22 protein-coding genes are annotated in these 24022 nt (G+C 35.5%); 15 read left to right on the plus strand and 7 right to left on the minus strand.

All coding sequences use genetic code 11. The annotated features are described in order from the left end of the window. Nucleotides 1-40: 40 nt before the first annotated feature. Complete coding sequence (locus ACAM30_RS02910) at nt 41-1354, minus strand: dihydrolipoamide acetyltransferase family protein (RefSeq protein WP_369617163.1); 1314 nt, start codon at nt 1352-1354, stop codon at nt 41-43. A gap of 84 nt (nt 1355-1438) precedes the next feature. Further along, a complete protein-coding gene (locus ACAM30_RS02915) occupies nt 1439-2602 on the minus strand; it encodes a glycosyltransferase family 2 protein (RefSeq protein ID WP_369617164.1) in 1164 nt (387 codons plus the stop codon). 218 nt (nt 2603-2820) lie between these two features. Here ACAM30_RS02915 and ACAM30_RS02920 point away from each other — a divergent pair, with 218 nt between their 5' ends. Together ACAM30_RS02920 and ACAM30_RS02925 are read left to right on the plus strand one after the other, a co-directional pair. After that, nucleotides 2821-3402, plus strand: a complete 582-nt coding sequence (locus ACAM30_RS02920) for a hypothetical protein (protein WP_369617165.1) — start codon at nt 2821-2823, stop codon at nt 3400-3402. A gap of 11 nt (nt 3403-3413) precedes the next feature. After that, nucleotides 3414-3815, plus strand: a complete 402-nt coding sequence (locus ACAM30_RS02925; protein WP_369617166.1) for a hypothetical protein — start codon at nt 3414-3416, stop codon at nt 3813-3815. Nucleotides 3816-3885: 70 nt separating this feature from the next. Here ACAM30_RS02925 and ACAM30_RS02930 read toward each other — a convergent pair whose 3' ends face one another. Further along, nucleotides 3886-5070 (minus strand): DUF5009 domain-containing protein, encoded by a 1185-nt coding sequence (locus ACAM30_RS02930; protein WP_369617167.1) that lies wholly within the window; start codon nt 5068-5070, stop codon nt 3886-3888. A 115-nt stretch (nt 5071-5185) separates the two neighbouring features. Between ACAM30_RS02930 and ACAM30_RS02935 the strand changes: the two genes are divergently transcribed. After that, a complete protein-coding gene (locus ACAM30_RS02935) occupies nt 5186-5923 on the plus strand; it encodes a tyrosine-protein phosphatase (RefSeq protein ID WP_369617168.1) in 738 nt (245 codons plus the stop codon). A gap of 6 nt (nt 5924-5929) precedes the next feature. Here ACAM30_RS02935 and ACAM30_RS02940 read toward each other — a convergent pair whose 3' ends face one another. Further along, nucleotides 5930-7348: an undecaprenyl-phosphate glucose phosphotransferase gene (locus ACAM30_RS02940; protein ID WP_369617169.1), complete on the minus strand. Its 1419-nt coding sequence runs from the start codon at nt 7346-7348 to the stop codon at nt 5930-5932. 158 nt (nt 7349-7506) lie between these two features. On the opposite strand from ACAM30_RS02940, the gene ACAM30_RS02945 reads away from it, so the two are divergent. Then, nucleotides 7507-8472 carry a T9SS C-terminal target domain-containing protein gene (locus ACAM30_RS02945; protein WP_369617170.1) on the plus strand — a complete coding sequence of 322 codons (966 nt, stop codon included), beginning with the start codon at nt 7507-7509 and terminating at the stop codon, nt 8470-8472. Nucleotides 8473-8522: 50 nt separating this feature from the next. Here the strand turns inward: ACAM30_RS02945 and ACAM30_RS02950 are convergent, their stop codons facing one another. Together ACAM30_RS02950 and ACAM30_RS02955 are read right to left on the minus strand one after the other, a co-directional pair. Continuing rightward, the gene (locus tag ACAM30_RS02950) at nt 8523-9368 is read right to left on the minus strand and encodes an alpha/beta fold hydrolase (protein WP_369617171.1); all 846 of its coding nucleotides are present in this window, start codon (nt 9366-9368) and stop codon (nt 8523-8525) included. A 60-nt stretch (nt 9369-9428) separates the two neighbouring features. After that, a complete protein-coding gene (locus ACAM30_RS02955) occupies nt 9429-10571 on the minus strand; it encodes a helix-turn-helix domain-containing protein (RefSeq protein WP_369617172.1) in 1143 nt (380 codons plus the stop codon). 158 nt (nt 10572-10729) lie between these two features. On the opposite strand from ACAM30_RS02955, the gene ACAM30_RS02960 reads away from it, so the two are divergent. The 4 genes from ACAM30_RS02960 to ACAM30_RS02975 all read left to right on the plus strand — a co-directional run bounded on the left by ACAM30_RS02960 (nt 10730) and on the right by ACAM30_RS02975 (nt 15060). Further along, nucleotides 10730-12592: an ABC-F family ATP-binding cassette domain-containing protein gene (locus ACAM30_RS02960; protein WP_369617173.1), complete on the plus strand. Its 1863-nt coding sequence runs from the start codon at nt 10730-10732 to the stop codon at nt 12590-12592. Nucleotides 12593-12744: 152 nt separating this feature from the next. Further along, nucleotides 12745-13203 (plus strand): FKBP-type peptidyl-prolyl cis-trans isomerase, encoded by a 459-nt coding sequence (locus tag ACAM30_RS02965; protein WP_369617174.1) that lies wholly within the window; start codon nt 12745-12747, stop codon nt 13201-13203. 164 nt (nt 13204-13367) lie between these two features. After that, nucleotides 13368-14159 (plus strand): class I SAM-dependent methyltransferase, encoded by a 792-nt coding sequence (locus tag ACAM30_RS02970; protein WP_369617175.1) that lies wholly within the window; start codon nt 13368-13370, stop codon nt 14157-14159. A gap of 49 nt (nt 14160-14208) precedes the next feature. Continuing rightward, a complete protein-coding gene (locus ACAM30_RS02975) occupies nt 14209-15060 on the plus strand; it encodes an alpha/beta fold hydrolase (protein WP_369617176.1) in 852 nt (283 codons plus the stop codon). Nucleotides 15061-15137: 77 nt separating this feature from the next. Here the strand turns inward: ACAM30_RS02975 and ACAM30_RS02980 are convergent, their stop codons facing one another. Further along, nucleotides 15138-15797, minus strand: coding sequence for a DUF6565 domain-containing protein (locus ACAM30_RS02980; protein ID WP_017495158.1), 660 nt, complete (start codon nt 15795-15797; stop codon nt 15138-15140). Nucleotides 15798-16100: 303 nt separating this feature from the next. Here ACAM30_RS02980 and ACAM30_RS02985 point away from each other — a divergent pair, with 303 nt between their 5' ends. The 7 genes from ACAM30_RS02985 (at nt 16101) to ACAM30_RS03015 (ending at nt 23999) form a co-directional block, all read left to right on the plus strand. Then, entirely contained in the window at nt 16101-16805 is a 705-nt protein-coding gene (locus tag ACAM30_RS02985; RefSeq protein WP_369617177.1) for an ABC transporter ATP-binding protein, read from the plus strand. Between the two features lie 67 nt (nt 16806-16872). Further along, on the plus strand, nt 16873-17442 hold the full coding sequence (locus ACAM30_RS02990; RefSeq protein WP_369617178.1) for a cob(I)yrinic acid a,c-diamide adenosyltransferase: 570 nt from the start codon (nt 16873-16875) through the stop codon (nt 17440-17442). 196 nt (nt 17443-17638) lie between these two features. Next, nucleotides 17639-17860 carry a DUF2795 domain-containing protein gene (locus ACAM30_RS02995; protein WP_007138072.1) on the plus strand — a complete coding sequence of 74 codons (222 nt, stop codon included), beginning with the start codon at nt 17639-17641 and terminating at the stop codon, nt 17858-17860. Between the two features lie 87 nt (nt 17861-17947). Next, nucleotides 17948-21289: a preprotein translocase subunit SecA gene (secA, locus tag ACAM30_RS03000; RefSeq protein ID WP_369617179.1), complete on the plus strand. Its 3342-nt coding sequence runs from the start codon at nt 17948-17950 to the stop codon at nt 21287-21289. 173 nt (nt 21290-21462) lie between these two features. Beyond that, the gene (locus ACAM30_RS03005) at nt 21463-21807 is read left to right on the plus strand and encodes a hypothetical protein (protein WP_369617180.1); all 345 of its coding nucleotides are present in this window, start codon (nt 21463-21465) and stop codon (nt 21805-21807) included. A 118-nt stretch (nt 21808-21925) separates the two neighbouring features. Next, entirely contained in the window at nt 21926-22729 is an 804-nt protein-coding gene (locus ACAM30_RS03010) for an MbnP family protein (RefSeq protein WP_369617181.1), read from the plus strand. 229 nt (nt 22730-22958) lie between these two features. Further along, nucleotides 22959-23999, plus strand: coding sequence for a cytochrome-c peroxidase (locus ACAM30_RS03015; protein WP_369617182.1), 1041 nt, complete (start codon nt 22959-22961; stop codon nt 23997-23999). Nucleotides 24000-24022 lie beyond the last annotated feature (23 nt).

Consider the following 24022-nt stretch of genomic DNA (forward strand, 5'->3'; position numbering starts at 1 on the left):
TATCCAAATTCCCGGGTTCAAATTATTTTTAAAACAGCATTTAAAAATCTCTGTTCACATCAAAAGCTTCTAAATATTCAGCTACTCTTTTTACAAAACTTCCACCTAAAGCACCATCTACTACTCTGTGATCGTAAGAATGTGATAAGAACATTTTCTGACGGATTCCGATAAAATCTCCTTCCGGAGTTTCGATAACCGCAGGCACTTTACGAATAGCACCTAAAGCCAGGATTCCAACTTGAGGCTGATTGATAATTGGAGTTCCGAAAACACTTCCGAAAGTTCCAACATTCGTCACCGTATAAGTTCCTCCTTGTGTATCGTCCGGTTTCAGTTTTCCGGCTTTTGCACGGTTTCCTAAATCGTTTACCGCTTTTGCCATTCCAACCAAATTCAGCTGATCTGCATTTTTAATTACAGGAACAATTAAGTTTCCGTTTGGTAAAGCTGCTGCCATACCTAAATTGATGTTTTTCTTTTTGATGATATACTCACCATCAACAGAAATATTCATTCCAGGGAAATCTTTTAAAGCTTTCGCCACTGCTTCCATCATAATTGGAGTAAACGTAAGCTTCTCGCCTTCTCTCTTTTCGAAAGCGCTTTTTACTTTATCTCTCCATTTTACAATATTAGTTACATCCACTTCAATAAACGACTGCACGTGTGCCGAAGTTTGTACCGAAGCAACCATGTAACCTGAAATCAGCTTACGCATTCTGTCCATTTCAACGATTTCATCGCCTCCGTTTACAGATACCGGAACAGCTTGCTGGCTTTTTTGAACCGGAGCTGCAGCCTGAACGGTTTTTGGAGCTTCTACAACTACTTTCGGAGCCTGAACACCTGATTTACGAGTTTCAATATATTTTAAGATATCTTCTTTTGTTACGCGGCCGTCTTTTCCTGAACCGGCAATGCTTTCTAATTCAGCAACAGAAACACCTTCTTCTTTAGCAATATTTTTTACTAATGGAGAAAAGAATTTATCCGATCCTGAAAAATCCTGCGGTGCAGCTACAGTATCTTTCGCAACTTCGATTGTTTTTTCGATTTCAGCAGCTTCTGCCGGAGCATTAGCCTCTACTGCCTGCACAGCCGGTGCATCACCTTCTGTTTCAATGATTGCAATAGTTTGTCCTACCTGAACCAAATCGTCTTTACCGAACAATTGCTCAATCAAAACTCCTGATACTTCGCTAGGCACTTCACTGTCAACCTTATCGGTAGCAATTTCCAGTACTGCTTCATCAGCTTCAATTTTGTCTCCAACTTCTTTCAACCAGTTTGTAATAGTTGCTTCAGCGACACTTTCTCCCATTTTAGGAAGTTTCAATTCAAATCTTGCCATATTGTTAATCTAAAAGGTGATTTTGATTTTCAGATTGCGAAATTACTGAATATTTTGAATATAAATTACACTTAATATAATTTTTTACTCGATTTTTACGATTTGCCCCCTGTCATTCCGTGAATTACTCCCAATAATAAAATTTGCATTTTTGGGGAAAATCTTAAAAGTAATGGTCTTATCTTTAAGAGTTTCTATGATTTTGATACATTTTTTGAATGAAACATACTGATTATCCAAAATAATCTCAACTCTTTTACCCTCAAAAAGCTGGCACGAATTTACCATTTTTTCTTTTTTGAAATCTAAAAAGTCGACTTTATTTTTTAGAATTTCAGGTAATTTTTCAGACAAAATTTGATTTGAAGAATAAAAAATGACTCTATCAGGCAATGGTTTTGATTTTGTTTTTCCCTGAAACATTTTTACAAATGAAAAGAACCAAATACCAATTTGAATGAAAAATTCAAAAAACCATGATTTCCTAAAATGCTTCTGATAGAAAAAATTCATTGCCTCCTGAAAACGTTTCATGTATTTTTCGTCTTTTACCGTACTTTCTCCTTTATAATGCAAAACAGTCGTTTCATGAAAATAGTAATTGGATTTCTTTTTTAACAAAGCCCGATACGACAAATCAATATCATCTGCATACATGAAACATTTTTCATCAAAACCTTCTAATTCAAGATACAAATCACGAGTCATTAACATGAAGGCTCCCACTAAAACAGCAACTTCTCCGCTTTCATCTTCTCCTAAATGCTGGGCGTAATACTGATTAAACCATTTCCAATTTGGAAAGATTTTATAGAGTCCGAAAATTTTGGTAAAAGCGACCCAGGGAGTTGGAATTCCGCGCTTGCTTTCGGGCAAAAATGCTCCGGTACCATCAATAAGCTTACATCCTACAATTCCTAAATTGACTTGTCTGTCAGCGAAATTCAAAATTTTCTCAAATGTATTCTCAGCAACAACAGTATCGGGATTTAGAATGCAGACATATTTTCCCCGAGCCTGCGCCACTCCAATATTGTTCCCTTTTGGGAAACCATAGTTTGTGTCATTCTGAATCAATTTTACAGTTGGGAATTTGCTTTTCATCATCAAACAACTCTCATCTGACGAATTATTATCGACTACAATGATTTCTGCATCAAGTGACGAAATAGCTTCCTGAACACTTAAAACACATTGTTCCAGAAAGTAACGCACATTATAATTGAGAATAATAACCGATAATTGCATGAAAAATAACGAAATAGATTTTTTGGAAAGTTAGAAATTTTCAGCCAATCCTGACGATAATGATCACTCGTTTTTACGAACATCAAAATATGGCATGAGGTTTCTAAATCAAAAAACTAAAAACAGAGTAAAAAACAATCTGAAACATTCTGACTGAATGCGAAAGAAAAACCGCAACGCAATTCAAAAAAGCATATTTTTGGTTAAAAAACTTCTCTATGGAAATCAAAACTCCAATTAAAGTTCCTTCTTTACTCATACTAACAAGTATAGTTTTTCTATTATCTGCCTTTACCCTTTTTAAAGATCCGAAAATAAATTTAGTACAAACCTCTACCTGGTACATTGCCGGCCCTGCTGTTGAGAGTCAGGAAACCATAAATCAGGTTCGGCAGGAAAAAGGAATTGTAAAAGTTACGGCCAAAGACAATCCATTGGGTGAAATTGAACTGAATGTTCTGATTACGCCTTCTGATTCTAATGACGGGCCTCCAACAAATTTATCAGATGCTTCCAAATTTGTAACCATTACGTATAAATCTTCTCACCTCGTCAAACTCCAGGCACGTGAAGGAAACGAAGAAGGAAACGGCTGTATGCATGGCGGTTCTCACCCAAGAGTTGATTTACCTGCATCGCCTGATCAGTTTAAAACGGTCAAAATTAAATGGACAAATTTCAGACAGGACGGTCTTCCAAACGGAAAACTTCTAAACATTCATAATTTATGCAAATTCAACTTTGTAAATTACCAACCGGTTTCAGGAGCCTATTTACAAATAAAATCAGTTTCTCTTTAATTATCAACCCTATGAAAACAAGGTTCTATCTTTTACTTCTCACTGTGTTCTTTTTAAATACTAATTACAGCCAGAACAATAATAAGCCGCCCAAACCAATTGATATTAACGGAGTCTGGGAAGACATCAATCCGGGGGTACAAAATGCCGTTGCAATTGTATCTGAACAAAACGGAAAAGTTATTTTCTCGCATTACCTTGAATGGAAAGGACAGAAATTTGTAGAAAGCGGTACCGGAAAAAGAATAGGAAATACAATTGTTTACACAGTAGATGTTACCTTACCTATCGAGGGATGGGCGACTCAGGGAACACATACTCTAACCTTATCGGAAGACGGAAATACACTGGAAGGTACTTTTATCGATAACAAAAAAAGAACGGGACCGATTGCGTTTAAAAGGGTTCGCTAGGGATTGTTTCAAGTTTCAGGTTTCAAGTTTCAGACTTAAAATTAAGTTGAAACCTGAAACTTTTTCTTTCTTATAAATGCAGCTGAATTTTGTACTTGTTACAGATTTTCATCACGAACAGCATAATGGTCGAAAAAACTAAAGACCAGATGATCCCGGGAACTCCCTCACGAAAATACCCCGGAATAATATGAATATTCATCGCTTTGCAGAAATAATAAATAGCGCCCGGTAAAATGTAAATCAATAACGGATTTGCAGCGGCGGGCATAAAGAAATTACTCCATTGGGTTTGTTTTTTAACTTCCATCAGCCAAAACAGAAAATAGAACAAAACGGTGCAAATTCCGGCTGACAATAATGTCCAGGCAGGAGTTCCCTGTATTTTTGAAATTCCATAGTATTGACGCAGAAAAAATCCGAACGAGAAAAACAATGCAATAAACCCAATTACAGGCCAGTTGATTTTCTTTTCTACTTTTCGATCAAAAAACAATAGTGAAATTATTATTCCTGCTGTTACCAAGGTCGCATGAGTTAAATGCCCGGCAATAAAACGCAACCATTCGGGTAAATGCAAATTTTGGGTCAAATTGGCCGAGTTTAGGGAAACACACAGTATTAGAAAGACAATCATTGCCCATAATTTCCCGGAAACCAGCCAATAATAAATTACTGTAATAAGGTAAGCCCATCCAATTAGTCCCAGAATTCCCCACCATTGTGGTGTCATCCCTATGCTGCCATCAGTCCGAACATATAAAAAGTAGAGGGTTATCAGAACCGATATTCCTCCATATTGAAGTATACTTTTTAACCCAGCCGGAAAATCTTTGGCATACTTATTCCAAATTGGTATTGGCATGACAAAAGCCAAAAATCCCCAAAATGCAGGTGAGATTATCATTTGTTCAGCATCATAACCGTCGGATGCATTAACCATAAAGACTCCCATAATAATGAGAGCCAAAGCTCTTTTTAACGTATGTGTCCAAATCGTTTTTGCACTATCTCCTTTTATCAGTCGGGCATTAAATGCAAATGGAACCGACATTCCAACAATAAATAAGAAAGCAGGAAAAACCAAATCTACAAAAGTCATCGCATCAGCATCTGCCGGCATGTGTTTCATCCATTGAGGGACATTCGCAACGCTGGCCAGTTCGTTTACAAAAATCATAACAAAAATGGTGATTCCTCTTAAAGCGTCTATCGAAATAATCCTTTGATTGTATAAATTCTCTTTTACTTTCATAAATGGTTAGATTTTTAGGAATCTCAAATATAACATATTTATGAAATGACCAATTGCAATAGTTACATTAAAATTAATCCATCACAAATTCTTCTTATTTGCATACTTTTGCAACATGTTATCCTTTTTTAAATCAAAACCTCTTTTAAAAGAGCTGCTTTCTGATCCTTACGTTGATATTCACTCACATGTATTACACGGAATTGACGATGGTGCAAAAACCATAGCCGATACCATAAAGCTTGTCCGTGCGTTTCAGGAAATGGGAATTTCGCAATTTACCACCACTCCGCATATCAATCATTATGTCTGGAATAATTCGGCTCAAATTATTACCGCAAAACGGGAAGAAACTAAACTTTTATTGGAGGAAAACCACATTCAGATCCCTTTTCAGGCTGCTGCAGAATATTTTATCGATGACTGGTTTGAAAATCATTTTAAAAATGAAAAACTTCTCACTTTAAAAGACAATTATGTACTGGTAGAGATTTCGTATCAAAATGCCCCTATCCACCTGTATAAAACTCTTTTTGAGCTGCAGGTAGCAGGATATATTCCGGTTCTGGCACATCCGGAACGCTATTTGTATTATCGAAAGGATTTCAATGAATATGAAAAACTAAAAAAGGCCGGATGCCTGTTTCAGTTAAACTTATTGGCTGTAGTGGGTTATTATGGAGAGTACATTTGTAAAACCGCTGAAGAACTTCTTAAAAAAGGAATGTATGATTTTACCGGAACCGACGTGCATCACATGAATCACATCAGGGCTTTTGATCAGAAAATAAAAATCGACAGTATTGCCAACTTAAAAGAAGTAATTGCCAACAATCATTTTTTTAAATTCTAGAGCATACTAATACGCGTTTTCTTCTCCATTTACGATATTGATGATTGTTTTTATAATGATTTTAATATCCAGCATCAGGCTCCAGTTTTCGATATACCAAATGTCGTATTCGACTCTGTTTTCCATATCGACTAACTCTTTGGTTTCTCCACGGTAACCATTTACCTGTGCCCAACCGGTAATTCCCGGTTTGGCATACTGGCGTACTAAATAATTATTAATCAAATCGCTGTATTCTTTAGCGAGATTTACCATATGAGGTCTTGGTCCTACCACCGACATGTCGCCTAAAAAAACATTGAAAAATTGTGGTAATTCATCAATACTTGTTTTACGAATAAAAGAGCCGAATTTTGTGACACGACTATCTCCTCTTTCTGCTTGTTTTTTATGGGCCAGACCATTAACCCGCATGCTCCTGAACTTGTAACACATAAACGATCGGTTATCTCGCCCCGATCTTTCCTGCTTGAAAAATACAGGTCCCGGCGATTCAATTTTAATGATCAGCATGATAATCGGAAACAGCCACGGAAATACCAATACGATTACGGAAAGTGAAAAAATAATATCAAATGCTTTTTTCACCAGTCGGTTCACGGCAAACTCCAAAGGTTCTGTCCGAAACATCAAAACGGGTGTATTTTCATAAAACGTAACTTCTACTTTACTGGACTTTGTGTACAATTGAAAATCCGGAATAAACTTTATACGCACCATGTTTTGCTCACAAATCTGTGTCAGTTTATTAATAATCTCAATCTGATCAATATGCAGTGCCACATACATTTCGTCGACCTTTCTTTCGACAACAAATTTATGAATAGCATTAAAATCACCTAACACAGCAGCAGGATCAACAATTGAAGTATTCTTCCTCTCATCAAAAAAGCCTAAAAATCTATAACCGTAAGTCAAATCTTTTGCTAATATTTTACGGATTCTTTCTCCAGACTCGTTTGCTCCGACAATAACAAATGTTTTAAAATTATATCCGCGACTCCTGATGTATTTTAAAAGTTTCATGGACAAATAGCGGGAGATCATCAACAATCCGAAAAAAATCAAATAAAAAGAAAGCAGTCTGAGCCTTGAGATATCATTGTATTTGAGATACACCACAAAAATAGAAATCAAAGCCGCGTGAATCACTAATTTCTTAACGGTTCTGACCAATATGGATTCTATGGGTTCTACTCTTACACTTCTATTAGAATCATTTTGAAACAATAAGGCTACCCAAATTAAAATTGCCAATAATGAAACTGTACGCTCTTCTTTTAATAAAAGCTTATCTAAACTACCAAACCTTGTGAACGCAGAAAGTACTGTAGCTAAATTTAGCAATACAACATCAACGCAAACAAATAAAAGCTTGAAATAGCGCGAAAAACGATAATGCGACAGTTTCTGTAAAATTTCCATACTTTGGATTTATTCTTACTTAAACGAAATAAAACCTGATTAAAAATCAGTTAAAAATTAGTAGTGCAAAATAGTCTTTTAATTATATTTTCCAACATTATTTAAAGTCTATCTTTAAAAGTTTACTTTTATGTCATGCAAATTTAATATTGCAGACCATGATTAAGACCTTTTTATGTTTTTGCCTCACTGTATCTTTTGCCCATGCACAGATTTTAGGCTGTACAGATCCACTTTCTAAAAATTATAACCCCAGCGCAACAATTAACGACGGAAGCTGCAGTTATAAAAATATCCATCTAAAACCGCAGTATTCTAAACTCCTCAGTGATTCTATCAAAGAAACCTCGGGATTAATTGCTTTCAATAAGTTACTTTGGACGCACAACGACGATCATGACACCACCATATACGGATTGGATTCGTTGGGGAAAATTCAAAAAAAAGTGATTCTGAAACAGGTCACCAATCACGACTGGGAAGAGATCTCACAAGATAGTTCTTTCCTGTATCTTGGCGATTTTGGAAATAACTACTCTGGTAACAGAACCGATCTGAACATCTTAAAAATAGAGAAAAAATCGTTCCTGGAAGGAAATCCGGCAATTGAAAAAATCTCCTTTCAATACTCCGACCAAACTGATTTTTCAGCTAAAAAGCCAAACACCACTAATTTTGACTGCGAGGCATTCATCGTGTCCAAAGACAGTATTTATTTGTTTATCAAACAATGGAAAGCCTCTAAAACCAATATTTATGTTTTACCTAACCAATCAGGTACTCACGTTGCACGGCTAAAACATACCTTAAATACAAAAGGCTTAGTAACTGGAGCAACATATTTAGAATCTAAAAAAACAATTGTTCTTTGTGGGTACTCTAAACTTGGAAAGCCCTTTTTGTATCTTTTGTACGATTTCAAAAACACCGATTTTCTTTCAGGAAACAAACGAAGGATTAAGCTGAAACTTCCCTTCCATCAAATAGAAGGAATTGCAACTCTTGACGGTCTGCATTATTATCTAACCAATGAATCCCTTGTTCGAAAACCAATCCTTTATGTACCTCAACAGCTTCATTATTTTGATTTGAGTTCTTTGCTGAATTCCTATATTCATCAATAAAACTTTTGCGGAATTTATTTTGTATTAAAACCAAATCCCGCAAAATCTTTTTATTTAATTTTAGATAAAAGCAAATTAAAATTATCAATTACCAAATTTGGCTCATCGTACATAATGTAATGTCCGGATTTTGTAGTCGAAACGTGTGTAAAATCAGAAACTCCTTCTTTTAATAATTCATGCGCCTTAAACCATTTTTGTTTATCTGATTCAGAAGTAGAGGCATCGACTTTTAAGCTCGAAATTACAATTACAGGAATATTTGGCAAATGTGGAAGTGTCGCCATATATTGAGAATCTTCTATTATTTCTCTGGCTTCGAGTGTTCCTCCAAAATTTTCTCCAAAATTGGTCTTAAAAAGATTATAAAGCATATCCTCCTCCTCTTGCGAAGGCTGATTGTAATATTCGTGTGATGGATCTATAAATAATAATCCGACAACTTTAGAAGGATTTTTAACCGCATAATCTCTAATAATCATTCCACCAAGCGAATGTCCGACAAGAATAACTTTTCTACCATTCGAAAAATTATTAATTACAGTTTCGAGTTCACTTCTTAATTGATTTATATTTCTTGGTTTTGTATCTTTTTCAGATTTCCCATAACCGGCTCTGTCATAACTTACAATATCTAATTTGGCGTTTAATTGTGCCGGTATTTTTTTTTCGTCCCAAACCGAATGTCCATCTCCAAGTCCGGATTCAAAAACAATCAAATATTTTGTGTTATGAATAATCGAATAAGTCATTACTTTATGAGTCCCTAAATCGACTTTTGTTTCTTTTACTGTTCCGTTGTCATTCTTTAAAGTGTCATTGTCTTTGTCGCAGGAAGTAAATACAAAGAATAAACTTAGACTCATTTTTACAATACTGTTTTTTGCTGATTTCATTTCTTTAAGATTAAAATTTTCAGCAAAAATCTCGTAAAAACAAAGGCTGGTCGTTCGGGTTTATAAAGCAGAACCTATTTGTTTCTTATATTCTGAGGGAGTTTGTCCGGTCAGTTTTTTAAATGTGGTATTAAAAACAGTTTTTGAATTAAAACCTACAGAAAATCCAATTCCAAGTAAACTTAAACGATCCATTTCAGAATTGGCCATAAGTTTTTTTGCTTCTTCAATTCTATATCTGTTTACAAATTGATAGAAATTTTCATTACATCCGTTATTGATTACATAGGAAAGAATATGTGTCGATACATTCATAAAAGAAGCCAATTTTACCAAGCTCAAATCAAAGTCTAAAAAAGGTTTTTCGGTATTCATTAATTGTAACAACCTGCTTTTTTGTTCTTCCAATTCTTCAGGAGTCAATAATTGTTTTCTTTTGCTTTCCGGAAGAGAAGTTTCAACAATAATATTTTCTATTTCTTCTTTCTCTTTTAATGAATAAGGAAAAATTTCTTTTTGCTTCTGCCAGTAATACGTGATGTAAAGAATACTTGAAAAATAAATCAAACTTGTTAGAATATCAAAAGTTTTGTTTCCCTCCGAAATTTGAAACACAATATCCAGAATCCAAAAAATCGTGATAAAAATAACGCCGACAATAATATTTTTCAACCATTTTAAATCCAGATTCTCAGAAGTAGAATTTAAAAGTTTAATCGTTTTTTCATGTTTAACAATTTTTTGATAAGCCAGAAAACAATAAATAAAAACGTACAGGCTGAAAATAAAATTAAATATGGCTATGGTTTTCTGTACAATTTCCGGACTTATATCTTCGGGTTTATGGTTGTCGTCTATTACCCAGGAACTCATAAGAAGAATAAAGACCAGGAAAGCGAAACTAAAATGCAAATAATCCATTGCTTTCCATTTTCTAATGGGCTCGATATAATAGCTCACACTTAGATAAAATACCGGAGCAACAACAAAACTGGAGATGTTTATTAATTGATTCAGAATATCATCTTCTCTGAGTACTTTGCCGTCTACAACAACATTTTCAAGTACGATTAAAAAAATACAGCCGATAAAAGATCCAAACCAGCGATTGGCTTTTATATTGATCTTATTTTGATTTACAAATATTATAAATGTCAGTAAAAATGCTGCACCGCAAATTATTGCATTGAATATCGAGTACATAAAACAATTTTGATCACAAATCTAAGTAATTAAGTTTGTCTTACTCAACTTAAATAAGATTAACAATTCGCAAATCGTAAGATAAAAGTTTACTTTTGCAAAAAGTTATGCTTTCTAAAATACTCATAACTCATAATTTATAACTTACAATATACAAAGTGAATTACCTATCTGTAGAAAACATATCCAAATCATTTGGCGAAAAAACCTTATTCGAAAACATCTCTTTTGGAATCAATAAAGATCAAAAAATTGCCTTCATCGCAAAAAATGGTTCCGGAAAAACGACCATTATGAGCATTATTAATGGTTTGGACGAACCCGATACAGGACAGGTAGTTCTAAGAAAAGGCATCCGAATGGCTTTTCTTTCTCAGGACAATAACCTACAGGGCGAATTGACTATCGAAGAAAGTATTTTTGCTTCTGATAATGAAACGCTTAAAGTAATTGAAGCTTACGAAAAAGCGCTTGAGAATCCAAATGACGAAGAAGCTTACCAAAAAGCTTTTGATGCCATGGATCAGCACAATGCATGGGATTTTGAAACACAATACAAGCAGATTTTATTCAAATTAAAACTGGAGGATTTTAAACTAAAAGTAAAAAATCTATCGGGTGGACAAAAAAAACGTCTTTCTTTGGCTATCATCTTAATCAATCGTCCGGATTTACTGATTCTGGATGAGCCAACCAACCACCTTGATTTAGAAATGATCGAATGGCTGGAAAGTTATTTTGCCAAAGAAAATATTACACTGTTTATGGTAACGCACGACCGTTTCTTTTTAGAACGTGTTTGTAACGAAATCATCGAGTTAGACAACGGAAAATTATACCAGTACAAAGGAAATTACTCTTACTATTTAGAGAAAAAAGAGGAACGAATTACTTCTGAAAATGCCAGTATTGACAAGGCTAAAAACTTATTCGTTAAAGAATTAGAATGGATGCGCCGTCAGCCAAAAGCGAGAACAACCAAATCAAAGTCTCGTCAGGACGATTTTTACGTGATCAAAGAAAAAGCGCAAAGCCGTCGTAAAGAAAATAAGGTAGAGCTTGAAATTAATATGGAGCGTATGGGAAGCAAAATTATCGAGCTTCACAAACTTTCTAAAAAATTCAAAGATCGCGTTATTCTGGACAATTTAAGTTTTGATTTCCAGCGTGGCGAGAGAATTGGAATTATTGGTAAAAACGGAACCGGAAAATCTACTTTTCTAAATCTTCTTACGGGAACGATTCCTCCGGACAGTGGCCGTGTGGTAAAAGGCGATACCATCAAAATTGGTTATTACACGCAAAGCGGAATCAATCCGAAACCGGGACAAAGAGTTATTGACGTTATCAAAGAATACGGAGAGTATATTCCGTTAGCCAAAGGTAAAATTATATCGGCTTCTCAATTGTTGGAGCGTTTTCTTTTTGATGCCAAAAAACAGTATGATTACGTTGACAAATTAAGTGGTGGAGAGTTAAAACGTTTGTATTTATGTACTGTTCTGATTCAGAATCCTAACTTTTTAATTTTAGATGAGCCTACGAACGATTTAGATATTGTGACGCTAAACGTTTTAGAAAGCTTTCTTTTGGATTATCCGGGATGCTTGCTGGTAGTTTCGCACGACCGTTATTTCATGGATAAAATTGTCGATCATTTATTTGTCTTCAGAGGACAAGGTGAAATTGAAAACTTCCCCGGAAACTATTCTGATTTCAGAGCTTACGAAGACAGTGCCGATGTGGCTCAAAAAGAAGAAAACAAAGCCGAAAAGAAAGACTGGAAACAAAATAATCCAACCGGAAATCTAAGTTTCAACGAGCAAAAGGAATATCAGAAACTGGAAAGAGAAATCAAAGATTTAGAAATCGAAAAAACTAAAATCGAACAATTATTCTCTGACGGAAAAGTTGCAGATACTGATATCGAGAAAAAAGCTAATGAACTGCAAAATATCATCAATAAAATAGATCAGAAAGAAGAACGCTGGTTTGAGCTTTCGGCTAAGATTGAAGGATAGTTATTCCGCAGAGCTACACAAAAGAATTCACAGAGTCGCACGAAATTTTTTTTCCTCTTCTTTGTGAATTCTTTGCGAATCTCTGTGTAACAAAACGCATAGTATTTCCTTATATTAGCGACTTTATAAACACCCTATTACATTATTATTCTATGAAATACCTTTTAATTTCACTACTTGCTGTAGTCCTTTTTGTTTCTTGCTCAAAAGATGAAAAAGAAAAAGATTACACCGCTCAAAACGAAAAAGAGATTACAGATTATATTGCAAAAAATAAACTAACAGCACAAAAAACCAGCACTGGACTATACTATGTTATTGACGTTCCGGGAACCGGGGCTCAGCCAACGGCAAAATCTAATGTAACTGTAGCTTACAGAGGCTCTTTTACTAATGGAACAGTATTCGATCAAAGTAATTCAGATGGAATTTCGTTCTATTTAGATGAAGTTATAAAAGGCTGGACAGAAGGTATTCCTTATTTCAAAGAAGGCGGAAGCGGAATTCTTCTTATTCCTTCACATTTGGGCTATGGCAGTAAAGGAAATCAAAGGATTCCGGGAGGTGCTGTTCTTATTTTTGATGTTAAATTACAAAAGATCAATAAGTAAAAATAAGTCGGCTAAATAATCTTGTAAGGATCAACTAACGGCTTTAATTTAGAATCGAATACTCAAACAATTACACAGAGATTCACTAAAAAAACACTGAGCCACGCAAAGCTTTTTTTTGGTGAATCTTTGCGTATTTCTGTGAATCTCTGCGAAACAAAAAAATGGTACATTCAATAAAATCATATCTCAAATTTCTTTGGAACTCTAAAAACGAGCATGCTGTTCATTCTCCGTTTGTATTCCATCTATTGACAAAATGTTTTTACGACAGAAAGCCAAAACCAGAATATCAGGTTCTTAAAAAGTACCGAAAATCACTTTTAGAAAATAAAAACTTCATTGAAGTAACGGATTTCGGAGCGGGTTCGAAAGTTTTTAAATCCAACAGAAGACAAATTTCAAAAATTGCTTCAACAGCGGGAATTTCTCCAAAACGAGCCGAGTTATTATTTCGTGTCACTAATTATTTTCAGCCTGAGAATGTTTTAGAAATCGGAACATCATTGGGTTTGGCCACTGCGGCTTTGGCTTTAGGAAATCCAAAAGCAAAAGTTATTACATTAGAAGGCTGTCCGAATACGGCAAATGTTGCCCAAAATCAATTTACGGAGTTTGATTGTTTGAATATCAATTCGATTGTGACAGAATTCGAAAACTATCTTCAGGATATTCAACGGAGACTAAAAACGGAGACTGAAAACTTCGATTTAATCTATTTCGACGGAAATCATTCCGAAAAAGCGACTTTAGCCTATTTTGAGCTTTTATTACCAACAATCAACAATGATTCGGTTTGGATCTTTGACGACATTCATTGGTCTCCGGAAATGGAAGAAGCCTGGGACAAAATCAAAAATCATCCAAAAGTAAAAGTCACTATAGACACCTTTCAATGGGGATTTGTCTTTTTCAGATACGAACAGGAAAAAGAACATTTTGTCATTCGCGTTTGACAAATGACTTTAAAATGATACTTTTATTACATTCTATAATTATACATTTATGAATGCAATAAAAATCAACACCCCTTTACAATACCCGATAGCTGTAACAGAATTTAAGTCCGCAACTCCAAGCAACAATTGTGTGATTATAGCTTCGGCGACTGGTGTTAAACAAAATTATTATTACAATTTCGCAACCTATCTTTCCGAAAACCATTATTCTGTTTTTACTTTTGATTATGGCGGAATTGGCGATTCAAAGTCCGTACCGCTTTCTAAATTTAAAACTACCGCTTCTGATTGGGCAAAAAATGATTTCGAAACCGTAGTCAAGTACGTCAAAGAAAAAAATCCTGACAGCAAATTATTTGTCATTACACATAGCATTGGCGGTCAGCTTATTGGTTTAGTCCCTTCTAATAATTTGTTTGATGGCATTATAATGGTCGCATCACAATCCGGAAGCTGGATTCATTGGAAAGGATTTGACCGATTAAAAATGCAGTTTTTGTGGTACGCCGTTATACCTTCTTTTACCAAAATCTTCAATTATCTCCCTTCCAGTCACTTCACCCGAATGGAAGATTTGCCAAAAGGAATGGCGATTGAATGGGCCAAATGGTGTAAGAAACCCAACTATCATTTTGACTGCATCGAAAATGCAAAAGAACATTACGATAAAATAAACTGCAGCATTAAATCTTATAGTATCGACAATGATTTTTATGCCACTGTATCGGCAATTGATTGGATTGCTTCCAAATTTAAAAAATCTGAAGTAAGCAGAATTCATTTAAAAGCGGAAGAATTTGGCGTAAAAGATATAGGTCATTTTGGTTTTTTCAGAAGTCAGTTTAAAAATACTATCTGGCCTATTTTTTTAGAAGATTTAAAAAGATTTCAATCCTAATAATTTACAAAATAGTAGATACAAAAATGGCAACCATTTCCGGCTGCCATTTTTTTACTAATTCAAAATTTTAAAACTTACTTCTTGGCCGCTGCCGTTTCTTCAGACTTTGCTCCCATTCTATTTAAAGTATACATTGGCGCAAATTTTAATTTCAGACCGGCAATTTTACGATTGTCTTCGCCTGTTAAGCCTTCTTTTTCTACTGTATTTTTTCGGCTGTCAAGTGCTTCATACATCAATTTAATTTCGTCCCAGTCTTCACGGGAGTAACTGTCTTTATTTTTTTCTACCGTATGCACAAACTGTTGGTAAACACTATGAATATTTTTAGCATTCACCCAGGCAAAACTCATATCTTCTCCAATCTTTCCTTCACCAAATAAAGCATTACGCAATTGCTGTTTTGGACTTGGGGCCGGAGGAGCAAGAATTGTCACCATATTATTTCTAAATTCTTCATATTTGATCTTACTCGTATTTATTTTCTCTGTCGCGGCATTATTTTCTTTAATATCAGCAAGTGCCAGTTGAGCGTTCGCAGCTCTTTTTTCATACTCGGCTTCAACCGCTTTCCAATCAGCCTTTAAATCATCAGCCTTAACATTTTTAACAGAGTCGACATAGGCAACATAAGAATCGATTGTTTTTTCGGCCTGTTCTTGTTTTTCATCTTTACAGGATACAAAACCTAATGCGATTACCGCAATTCCGGATAATAATGATATATTTTTCATAATCTTAGTTGTTTTAGTTACTATCTTAACAAATCTACCTAAAACCTGCTATAAAAAATTACACAATTATCACCTTTTAAACATTAAAAACATATTAAAACTATAAAACACAAGATTTAATGTTAATTATGCAAAATTTATCAAAAATAACATAACGCTCTTCTGTCAAAAAAAGATATGTTTTTTGATTATTCTCAGAGGAACAAAAAACAAAAGACAATTTGTAACAAAAACCAAATCTCGACTACTCATACTTTTATTGAAAAGTCTTTTGTACATTTAAATCCAAAATTGTAAATCGAAATGGCAAATCCATTAATTAAAATAACCAACATCAAACGAGATTTCGTTCTGGGTAATGAAATTGTTTATGTTTTAAAAGGAATCGACCTGCAAATCAACAAAGGGGAATATGTGGCTCTAATGGGCCCATCCGGATCCGGAAAATCAACTTTAATGAATTTACTGGGTTGTTTGGATACGCCAACTTCCGGACAATACGTATTGAACGGAAAAGATGTCAGTCAGATGCGTGATGATGAGCTGGCTGAAATTCGAAACAAAGAAATTGGTTTTGTATTTCAGACTTTTAATCTGCTGCCGAGAACTACAGCTTTAGACAATGTTGCATTGCCTATGATTTATGCCGGTTATTCAAAAGCCGACCGCGTTAAAAGAGCCGAAGAAGTTTTAAAGCAGGTAAATCTTGCCGACCGTATGGATCATCAGCCCAACCAGCTATCGGGAGGACAGCGTCAGCGTGTTGCCATCGCACGAGCTTTGGTCAATAAACCCTCTATTATTTTGGCCGATGAGCCAACTGGAAACTTAGACAGTAAAACTTCTGTTGAGATCATGAAGCTCTTTGGCGATATTCACGCACAGGGAAACACCGTAATTCTGGTAACACATGAGGAAGACATTGCGGCCTATGCACATCGCGTAATACGCTTAAGAGACGGATTAATTGAAAGCGATACCAAAAAAGAGATTAACTCGTTTAGTTGATTAATTGTTTAATCGCAAAAAAAACCTTAGTACCTCAGAACCTTAGCATCTTAGCACCTTTAAAAAAATGAAAGTATATACAAAAACGGGAGACAAAGGAACTACCGCACTTTTTGGCGGTGACCGTGTTCCCAAAGACCATATCCGAATTGACAGTTACGGCACTGTTGACGAACTAAACTCTTATATAGGATTGATTCGCGATCAGGAAATGGATGCACATTATAAGACTATTTTAATCGAAATTCAGGATCGTCTGTTTACCGTTGGTGCCATTTTGGCTACTCCGGCAGAAAAAGAGGTTCTTAAAAATGGAGAACTTCGCTTAAAAAATCTCGGAATTATCGATACAGATATCGAATTATTAGAAAATGAAATTGATCAAATGGAAGAAAGTCTTCCACAAATGACTCATTTTGTTTTACCTGGAGGGCATCCCACTGTGTCACATTGTCATATAGCACGTTGTATTTGTCGCCGCGCTGAGCGTTTGGCAGTACATTTAAGTCATAATGAAGCTGTTCCTGAAATCGCAATTCAGTACTTAAACCGACTTTCTGACTACCTTTTTGTCTTGGCACGGAAGTTGTCCTCAGATCTAAACGCGGAGGAAGTAAAATGGATCCCCAGAAAATAAATTTTCTGGAAATTCCAATTCTTAAAATCCCAAATTCCAACAAAAAGCAACAAGATTTCATCTCCATTTTTTGGTATTTGGAATTTAACTTTTGGAATTTAAAGACGACGTTCTTAAATTTTATTAAAATAAATTAAATTTTACTTGTCTTTTTCAGTAAAAAATTTATTTTTGCACAAAACTAAACAGATAACAGATGTATTGGACATTAGAATTAGCATCTTATTTAAGTGATGCGCCATGGCCTGCTAACAAAGATGAACTTATTGACTACGCTATTAGAGCTGGTGCTCCGTTAGAAGTAGTAGAAAACCTTCAGTCGATTGAAGATGAAGGCGAGATATATGAATCAATGGAAGAAATTTGGCCAGATTATCCAACAGACGAAGATTATCTTTGGAATGAGGATGAATATTAAAAAATAAACCAAAGAAAAAAGTCTCATCACCGAGGCTTTTTTTTTGGTTCAAATACACATTTACATAAAATAGAAATACAATAAATCATGAGTTTCATAAACAGTATTATTAAAGTCTTTGTAGGTGATAAATCACAGAAAGATGTCAAAGCTTTACAGCCTTACTTAAACAAAATTAAAACATTCGAAACCAGCTTAATGAGTTTGTCTCACGACGAATTAAGGGCCAGAACTGTATTTTTTAAGGAAAGAATAAAAGAAGCCAGAGCTGATAAAGATGCTAAAATTGCTTCGCTTAAAGCAGAAGTAGAAAACATCGAAGACATCGACAAAAGAGAAGATCTTTATGATGCTATTGACACTCTTGAAAAAGAAGCTTACGAAATCTCAGAAAAAACTTTAATGGAAATTCTTCCTGAAGCTTTCTCTGTAGTAAAAGAAACCGCAAGACGTTTCAAAGAAAACTCTCATATCGAAGTTACTGCAACTCCAAAAGACCGCGAATTTTCGGCAACAAAACCATACATTGTTATAGAAGGCGAAAAATCGATCTGGGCTAACAAATGGAATGCAGCCGGAAAAGACATTACCTGGGACATGATTCACTATGATGTTCAGTTAATTGGTGGTATGGTATTGCACGAAGGTAAAGTTGCCGAGATGCAAACAGGAGAAGGTAAAACTTTAGTAGCTACCCTGCCACTTTACTTAAATGCTTTGACCGGAAACGGAGTTCACTTAGTAACGGTGAATGATTACCTTGCTAAACGTGATAGTACATGGAAAGCACCTTTATTTGAATTCCACGGTTTAACGGTTGATTGTATCGATAATCACCAGCCAAGTACTGAACAAAGAAAGAAAGCATACGACGCCGATATCACTTACGGAACCAACAACGAATTTGGTTTTGACTATTTAAGAGATAACATGGCACATTCGCCAAGCGATTTAGTACAAAGAAAACACAACTATGCTATTGTCGATGAGGTTGATTCTGTATTGATTGATGACGCCAGAACACCTCTTATTATTTCAGGACCGGTTCCTCAGGGAGATCGTCATGAATTTAATGAGCTGAAACCAAAAATCGAAAACTTAGTAGCGCAACAACGTCAGTTGGCAAACGGTTTCTTAGCAGAAGCTAAAAAATTAATCAAAGAAGGAAACACTAAAGAAGGTGGATTCTTATTGTTAAGAGCTTACAGAAGTTTACCTAAAAATAAAGCATTAATTAAATTTTTGAGTGAAGAAGGAATCAAACAATTGCTTCAAAAAACCGAAAATCAATACATGCAGGATAACAATCGCGAAATGCACAAAGTGGACGAAGCTTTGTATTTTGTAATTGAAGAAAAAAACAATCAGGTTGAATTGACGGATAATGGTATCCAATACCTTTCAGGAGATACTGATCCTGACTTTTTCGTACTTCCGGATATCGGAACTGAAATTGCTGCTATCGAAAAGCAAAAACTGGACAAAGACGGTGAAGCAGAAGCTAAAGAAAGATTATTCCAGGATTTTGGAGTAAAAAGCGAGCGTATTCACACCCTTACTCAACTTTTGAAAGCATACGCTCTTTTTGAAAAAGATGTAGAATACGTAATCATGGACAACAAAATTATGATTGTCGATGAGCAAACTGGCCGTATCATGGATGGCCGTCGTTATTCTGATGGTTTACACCAGGCGATCGAAGCTAAAGAAAATGTAAAAATCGAAGCGGCTACACAAACTTTTGCAACGGTTACATTACAGAATTATTTCAGAATGTACAGCAAACTAGGTGGTATGACCGGAACAGCTGTTACAGAAGCTGGCGAGTTATGGCAGATTTACAAATTAGACGTTGTTGAAATTCCAACCAACCGTCCGATTGCAAGACAAGACAAAGAAGATTATATCTACAAAACCACACGTGAGAAATTCAACGCGGTTATTGAAGACGTAACACAATTATCAAATGCAGGAAGACCTGTTTTGATTGGAACAACATCTGTAGAGATTTCAGAGTTATTAAGCCGTATGTTGAAGATGAGAGGCGTTACACACAACGTTTTGAATGCTAAAATGCACAAACAAGAGGCTCAAATTGTTGAAGAAGCAGGTAAAGCAGGAGTAGTAACAATTGCAACCAACATGGCCGGTCGTGGTACCGATATTAAATTATCTCCGGAAGTAAAAGCAGCAGGAGGTTTAGCCATCGTGGGTACAGAGCGTCATGACTCTCGTCGTGTAGACAGACAGTTACGTGGTCGTGCAGGACGTCAGGGAGATCCGGGAAGTTCTCAGTTTTATGTTTCTCTTGAAGACAACCTTATGCGTTTATTTGGTTCTGAAAGAGTAGCTAAAGTGATGGACAGAATGGGACTTCAGGAAGGTGAAGTAATTCAGCATTCTATGATGACGAAATCTATTGAGCGTGCACAAAAGAAAGTAGAAGAAAACAACTTTGGTGTTCGTAAGCGTTTATTAGAATATGATGACGTAATGAATTCTCAACGTGAAGTAGTATACAAACGTCGTCGTCATGCTTTATTTGGTGAGCGTTTGAAACTGGATATCGCCAACATGCTTTATGATACCTGCGAACTAATCGTAAGTCAAAATAAAGCGGCTAATGATTTCAAAACTTTCGAATTTGATCTGATCCGTTATTTCTCTATCACTTCTCCAATTTCTGAAGCTGATTTCACGAAATTATCAGACATCGAAATTACAGGAAAAATATACAAAGAGACTTTAGCTTTCTATACTGAAAAAACAGAAAGAAGTGCCAGAGAAGCTTTCCCAATCATTAAAGGAGTTTACGAAGAGCCAAACAATCATTTTGAGCGTATCGTAGTTCCGTTTACAGACGGTATCAAAACACTGAATGTGGTAACTGATCTGAAAAAAGCATACGACAGCGAAGGAGCTCAGTTAATTGCCGATTTCGAGAAAAACATTACGCTTTCTATCGTTGATGAGGCCTGGAAAAAACACTTACGTAAAATGGACGAATTGAAACAATCTGTTCAATTGGCCGTTCACGAGCAAAAAGATCCGTTGCTTATTTACAAATTAGAAGCTTTCAATTTGTTCAGAGGAATGTTAGACAACGTTAACAGAGAAGTAATTTCATTCTTATTCAAAGGTGACTTACCTGCTCAAAACGTTCCTGAAATTCACGAAGCTAAAGAAGTACGTCAAAAAGAAAACTTCAAATTAAGCAAAGACGAAATCGTAAACAGCGAAGAAATTAACCGTGAAGCTGGAGAAACACAACAGCGTCAGGTTACAGAAACGATTGTAAGAGATATGCCAAAAATCAACCGTAATGATACCGTAACTGTTCAGGAAGTTGCAACTGGTAAAACAGAATCTATGAAATACAAAAAAGCGGAATCTTTAGTAGCCTCAGGCGAATGGGTTATCGTTAAATAATAAAACGTCTATCGTTAAAACTCAAACCCGACAGGTTTTAAAAACCTGTCGGGTTTATTTTTTTTGAAAAAAAACCAGTATTTGTTCGTTCAAAAAACGATTATAGTGTATTTTTGCATTCGAAACAACGAAATCTACTCTTGAAGAAGTTATTTACCATATTTCTTTCCTGTATGCTCTTAGTGCCCTCATTCGGCAGTTTTGTTGTTTATACCTCTTTCAAATTAAATCAGGATGAGATAGTAAAAACGATTTGTGTGCAGCGTAAATTAGTTTTTAATACCTGTAACGGTCGATGCGAACTTCAGAAAAGTTTAAAAAAATACGCCGACAACGAAAAAAAAATGCAAAACAATCTGAAAGAAAAATCAGAGATCGTTTACATTCAAAATACAACCACAGCCGATTTTAAATTAGTAGCACCAATAGAATCTAAAGCAAAAATTTATGCTTCTTTAGACGAAAAACCTATTTCGGTTTCTATCGCTACTTTTCACCCTCCCTCCTATTTTATATAATTTTTTAAATCCCGTTTCAATATCAATTGAAATGATTTTTCATTGTACCTAAAAGACAATGAACATGTGCTTGCGCACATCTAAAAATTTAAAATTACAATTATATAAAATTCTTAAAATGAAAAATACTTTATACAAAGCCCTTGCTATTGTAGCATTATCTATATCTTTATTTTCCTGTTCAAACGATGACAATAACGAAACTGTTTCAGGAAACGGAAACATCACCTTAAAATTCGACAATGCATATGGTGCAAACGATCTTATTTTAAACACACAGGGCAATATAACTTCAAACAACGAAGTACTAAAGATCAGTCTTGTAAAGTATATCGTGAGCAATGTTGTTTTCACAAAAGCTGACGGAACGACTTTTACCTATCCAAAAAGCAAAAGCTATTTTATTGCTGACGAATCTACTGCTGCCGGTCAACAATTTAAACTGACGGATGTTCCTGCAGGTGATTATGTGAAAGTAAAATTCGGAATCGGAGTTGACGAAGCGCAATGGAAACTGGGCGCTGCAGGTCAGGGAGATTTTCTTGCACAGGCAGACGCAGCAGGCATGATGTGGTCATGGGCTGCAGGATATAAATTTCTTGCTTTCGAAGGTACTTTTACCTCTGAAACGGTTACAAAAGCTACCCCTTTTATGATTCATACCGGAAAAACCGGAACTGACTATAACTATACTGAGGTAACGGTAGATTTTCCAACAAAAGCTTTGGTTCGTTCTAACATTACTCCGGCTGTTCATATTATTACAGATCTTTCAAAAATAATTGACGGTCAGAACAAAATCAAACTTTCCGATAACAACATGGGTGGTATGGGGGCCATGATTATGGGTGGTGCAAAACTGCCATTAATCACTCAGAACATTTCGACCATGTTTAGAGTTGACCACGTACACAACGATTAATTTATTTTTTTAGAAGTACAAATTTTTAGGCAAACCCTAAATAATTCGCTATACCGTATCTTTTGTGTCCGCTAAAATGGACACAAGAGCATATTGGTAATGCAAAACACATTGATACTTCTGCAAATCAAAGAGTAATCCCGGTAAAAATATAATTGATTCTACTTTGTGCTGACTAGTGCAGGTCGTACTAAAAAATACTCTTTACTCTTTTTACACTCAAAATATCATGCTGAAAATAAAATACTTTCTTTGGCTATTAATCCCGTTACTATGGAGCTGCTCGAATGAGGAGGAAGAATATGTAAATATTCCTTTAGAATTTAAAGTCCCTTCTAATTTCCCCGCTTTAGCGTACAATATTGCTCAGAATCCTCCAACAGTAAAAGGGTTCGAACTGGGCAAAAAACTTTTCTATGACGGACGTTTAGCGTCAGACGGAGTTGTTTCCTGCGGCTTTTGTCACATACAGGCCAATGCCTTTACACATCACGGACACACGGTTAGTCATGGTGTGAATGATGCTCAGGGAACACGAAATACACCACCAATTCAAAATCTGGCTTACCAGTCTGTGTTTATGTACGACGGTTCCGCAGATCATTTAGACCTGCAGCCTATAATTCCGTTAACGAGTATTATAGAAATGAATGGGAATCTGAATGCTATTCTGAAAATGATGAAAGCCGACAAGGAATACCAAAAGTTATTTGGACAGGCTTTTGCTGACAAAGAAATCTCAACCGAAAACATGCTGAAAGCGCTTTCGCAGTTTATGGTTATGGTTACTTCTTCTAATTCAAAATTTGACAAATACAGACGTAAGGAAGCCGGCGGAACTTTAACTACAGACGAATTGGCAGGATATGATTTATTCAAATCGAAATGTGCTTCCTGCCATGCAACTGATTTACAAACCGACAATTCGTTTCGAAACAATGGCCTGGCTGTGAACCCAGCGGTAAATGATGTCGGGAGATATAAAGTCACCGAACTGGCAAGTGATTATTACAAATTTAAAGTACCCAGTTTACGAAATGTAGAAGTTTCCGGACCTTATATGCACGACGGCCGATTCGGAACTCTGGAAGGCGTTCTGGATCACTATGTAAGAGGTATAGAATCTTCGCCAACGCTGGATCCGATATTAAAACAAAACGGGAAATTTGGAATCACACTTTCCGAAACCGACAAAAAGCAAATCATAGCTTTCCTGAAAACGTTAACCGATACAGAATATTTAACCGATAAACGTTTCGCAGAATTTTAAAAATACGGACGCAGCTTATTGCC

The organism is Flavobacterium sp. CFS9 (assembly GCF_041154745.1).
GTDB lineage: Bacteria > Bacteroidota > Bacteroidia > Flavobacteriales > Flavobacteriaceae > Flavobacterium.

Coding starts and splice junctions, on each gene's coding strand:
- ACAM30_RS02970 (WP_369617175.1), top strand. CDS start 13,368: ATGGTACATTCAATAAAATCATATCTCAAATTTCTTTGGAACTCTAAA.
- ACAM30_RS02935 (WP_369617168.1), top strand. CDS start 5,186: ATGTTATCCTTTTTTAAATCAAAACCTCTTTTAAAAGAGCTGCTTTCT.
- ACAM30_RS02945 (WP_369617170.1), top strand. CDS start 7,507: ATGATTAAGACCTTTTTATGTTTTTGCCTCACTGTATCTTTTGCCCAT.
- ACAM30_RS02965 (WP_369617174.1), top strand. CDS start 12,745: ATGAAATACCTTTTAATTTCACTACTTGCTGTAGTCCTTTTTGTTTCT.
- ACAM30_RS02930 (WP_369617167.1), bottom strand. CDS start 5,070: ATGAAAGTAAAAGAGAATTTATACAATCAAAGGATTATTTCGATAGAC.
- ACAM30_RS02995 (WP_007138072.1), top strand. CDS start 17,639: ATGTATTGGACATTAGAATTAGCATCTTATTTAAGTGATGCGCCATGG.
- ACAM30_RS02910 (WP_369617163.1), bottom strand. CDS start 1,354: ATGGCAAGATTTGAATTGAAACTTCCTAAAATGGGAGAAAGTGTCGCT.
- ACAM30_RS02925 (WP_369617166.1), top strand. CDS start 3,414: ATGAAAACAAGGTTCTATCTTTTACTTCTCACTGTGTTCTTTTTAAAT.
- ACAM30_RS02980 (WP_017495158.1), bottom strand. CDS start 15,797: ATGAAAAATATATCATTATTATCCGGAATTGCGGTAATCGCATTAGGT.
- ACAM30_RS03015 (WP_369617182.1), top strand. CDS start 22,959: ATGCTGAAAATAAAATACTTTCTTTGGCTATTAATCCCGTTACTATGG.
- ACAM30_RS02975 (WP_369617176.1), top strand. CDS start 14,209: ATGAATGCAATAAAAATCAACACCCCTTTACAATACCCGATAGCTGTA.
- ACAM30_RS02990 (WP_369617178.1), top strand. CDS start 16,873: ATGAAAGTATATACAAAAACGGGAGACAAAGGAACTACCGCACTTTTT.
- ACAM30_RS02950 (WP_369617171.1), bottom strand. CDS start 9,368: ATGAAATCAGCAAAAAACAGTATTGTAAAAATGAGTCTAAGTTTATTC.
- ACAM30_RS03005 (WP_369617180.1), top strand. CDS start 21,463: ATGCTCTTAGTGCCCTCATTCGGCAGTTTTGTTGTTTATACCTCTTTC.
- secA (WP_369617179.1), top strand. CDS start 17,948: ATGAGTTTCATAAACAGTATTATTAAAGTCTTTGTAGGTGATAAATCA.
- ACAM30_RS02955 (WP_369617172.1), bottom strand. CDS start 10,571: ATGTACTCGATATTCAATGCAATAATTTGCGGTGCAGCATTTTTACTG.
- ACAM30_RS02920 (WP_369617165.1), top strand. CDS start 2,821: ATGGAAATCAAAACTCCAATTAAAGTTCCTTCTTTACTCATACTAACA.
- ACAM30_RS02940 (WP_369617169.1), bottom strand. CDS start 7,348: ATGGAAATTTTACAGAAACTGTCGCATTATCGTTTTTCGCGCTATTTC.
- ACAM30_RS02915 (WP_369617164.1), bottom strand. CDS start 2,602: ATGCAATTATCGGTTATTATTCTCAATTATAATGTGCGTTACTTTCTG.
- ACAM30_RS02985 (WP_369617177.1), top strand. CDS start 16,101: ATGGCAAATCCATTAATTAAAATAACCAACATCAAACGAGATTTCGTT.
- ACAM30_RS03010 (WP_369617181.1), top strand. CDS start 21,926: ATGAAAAATACTTTATACAAAGCCCTTGCTATTGTAGCATTATCTATA.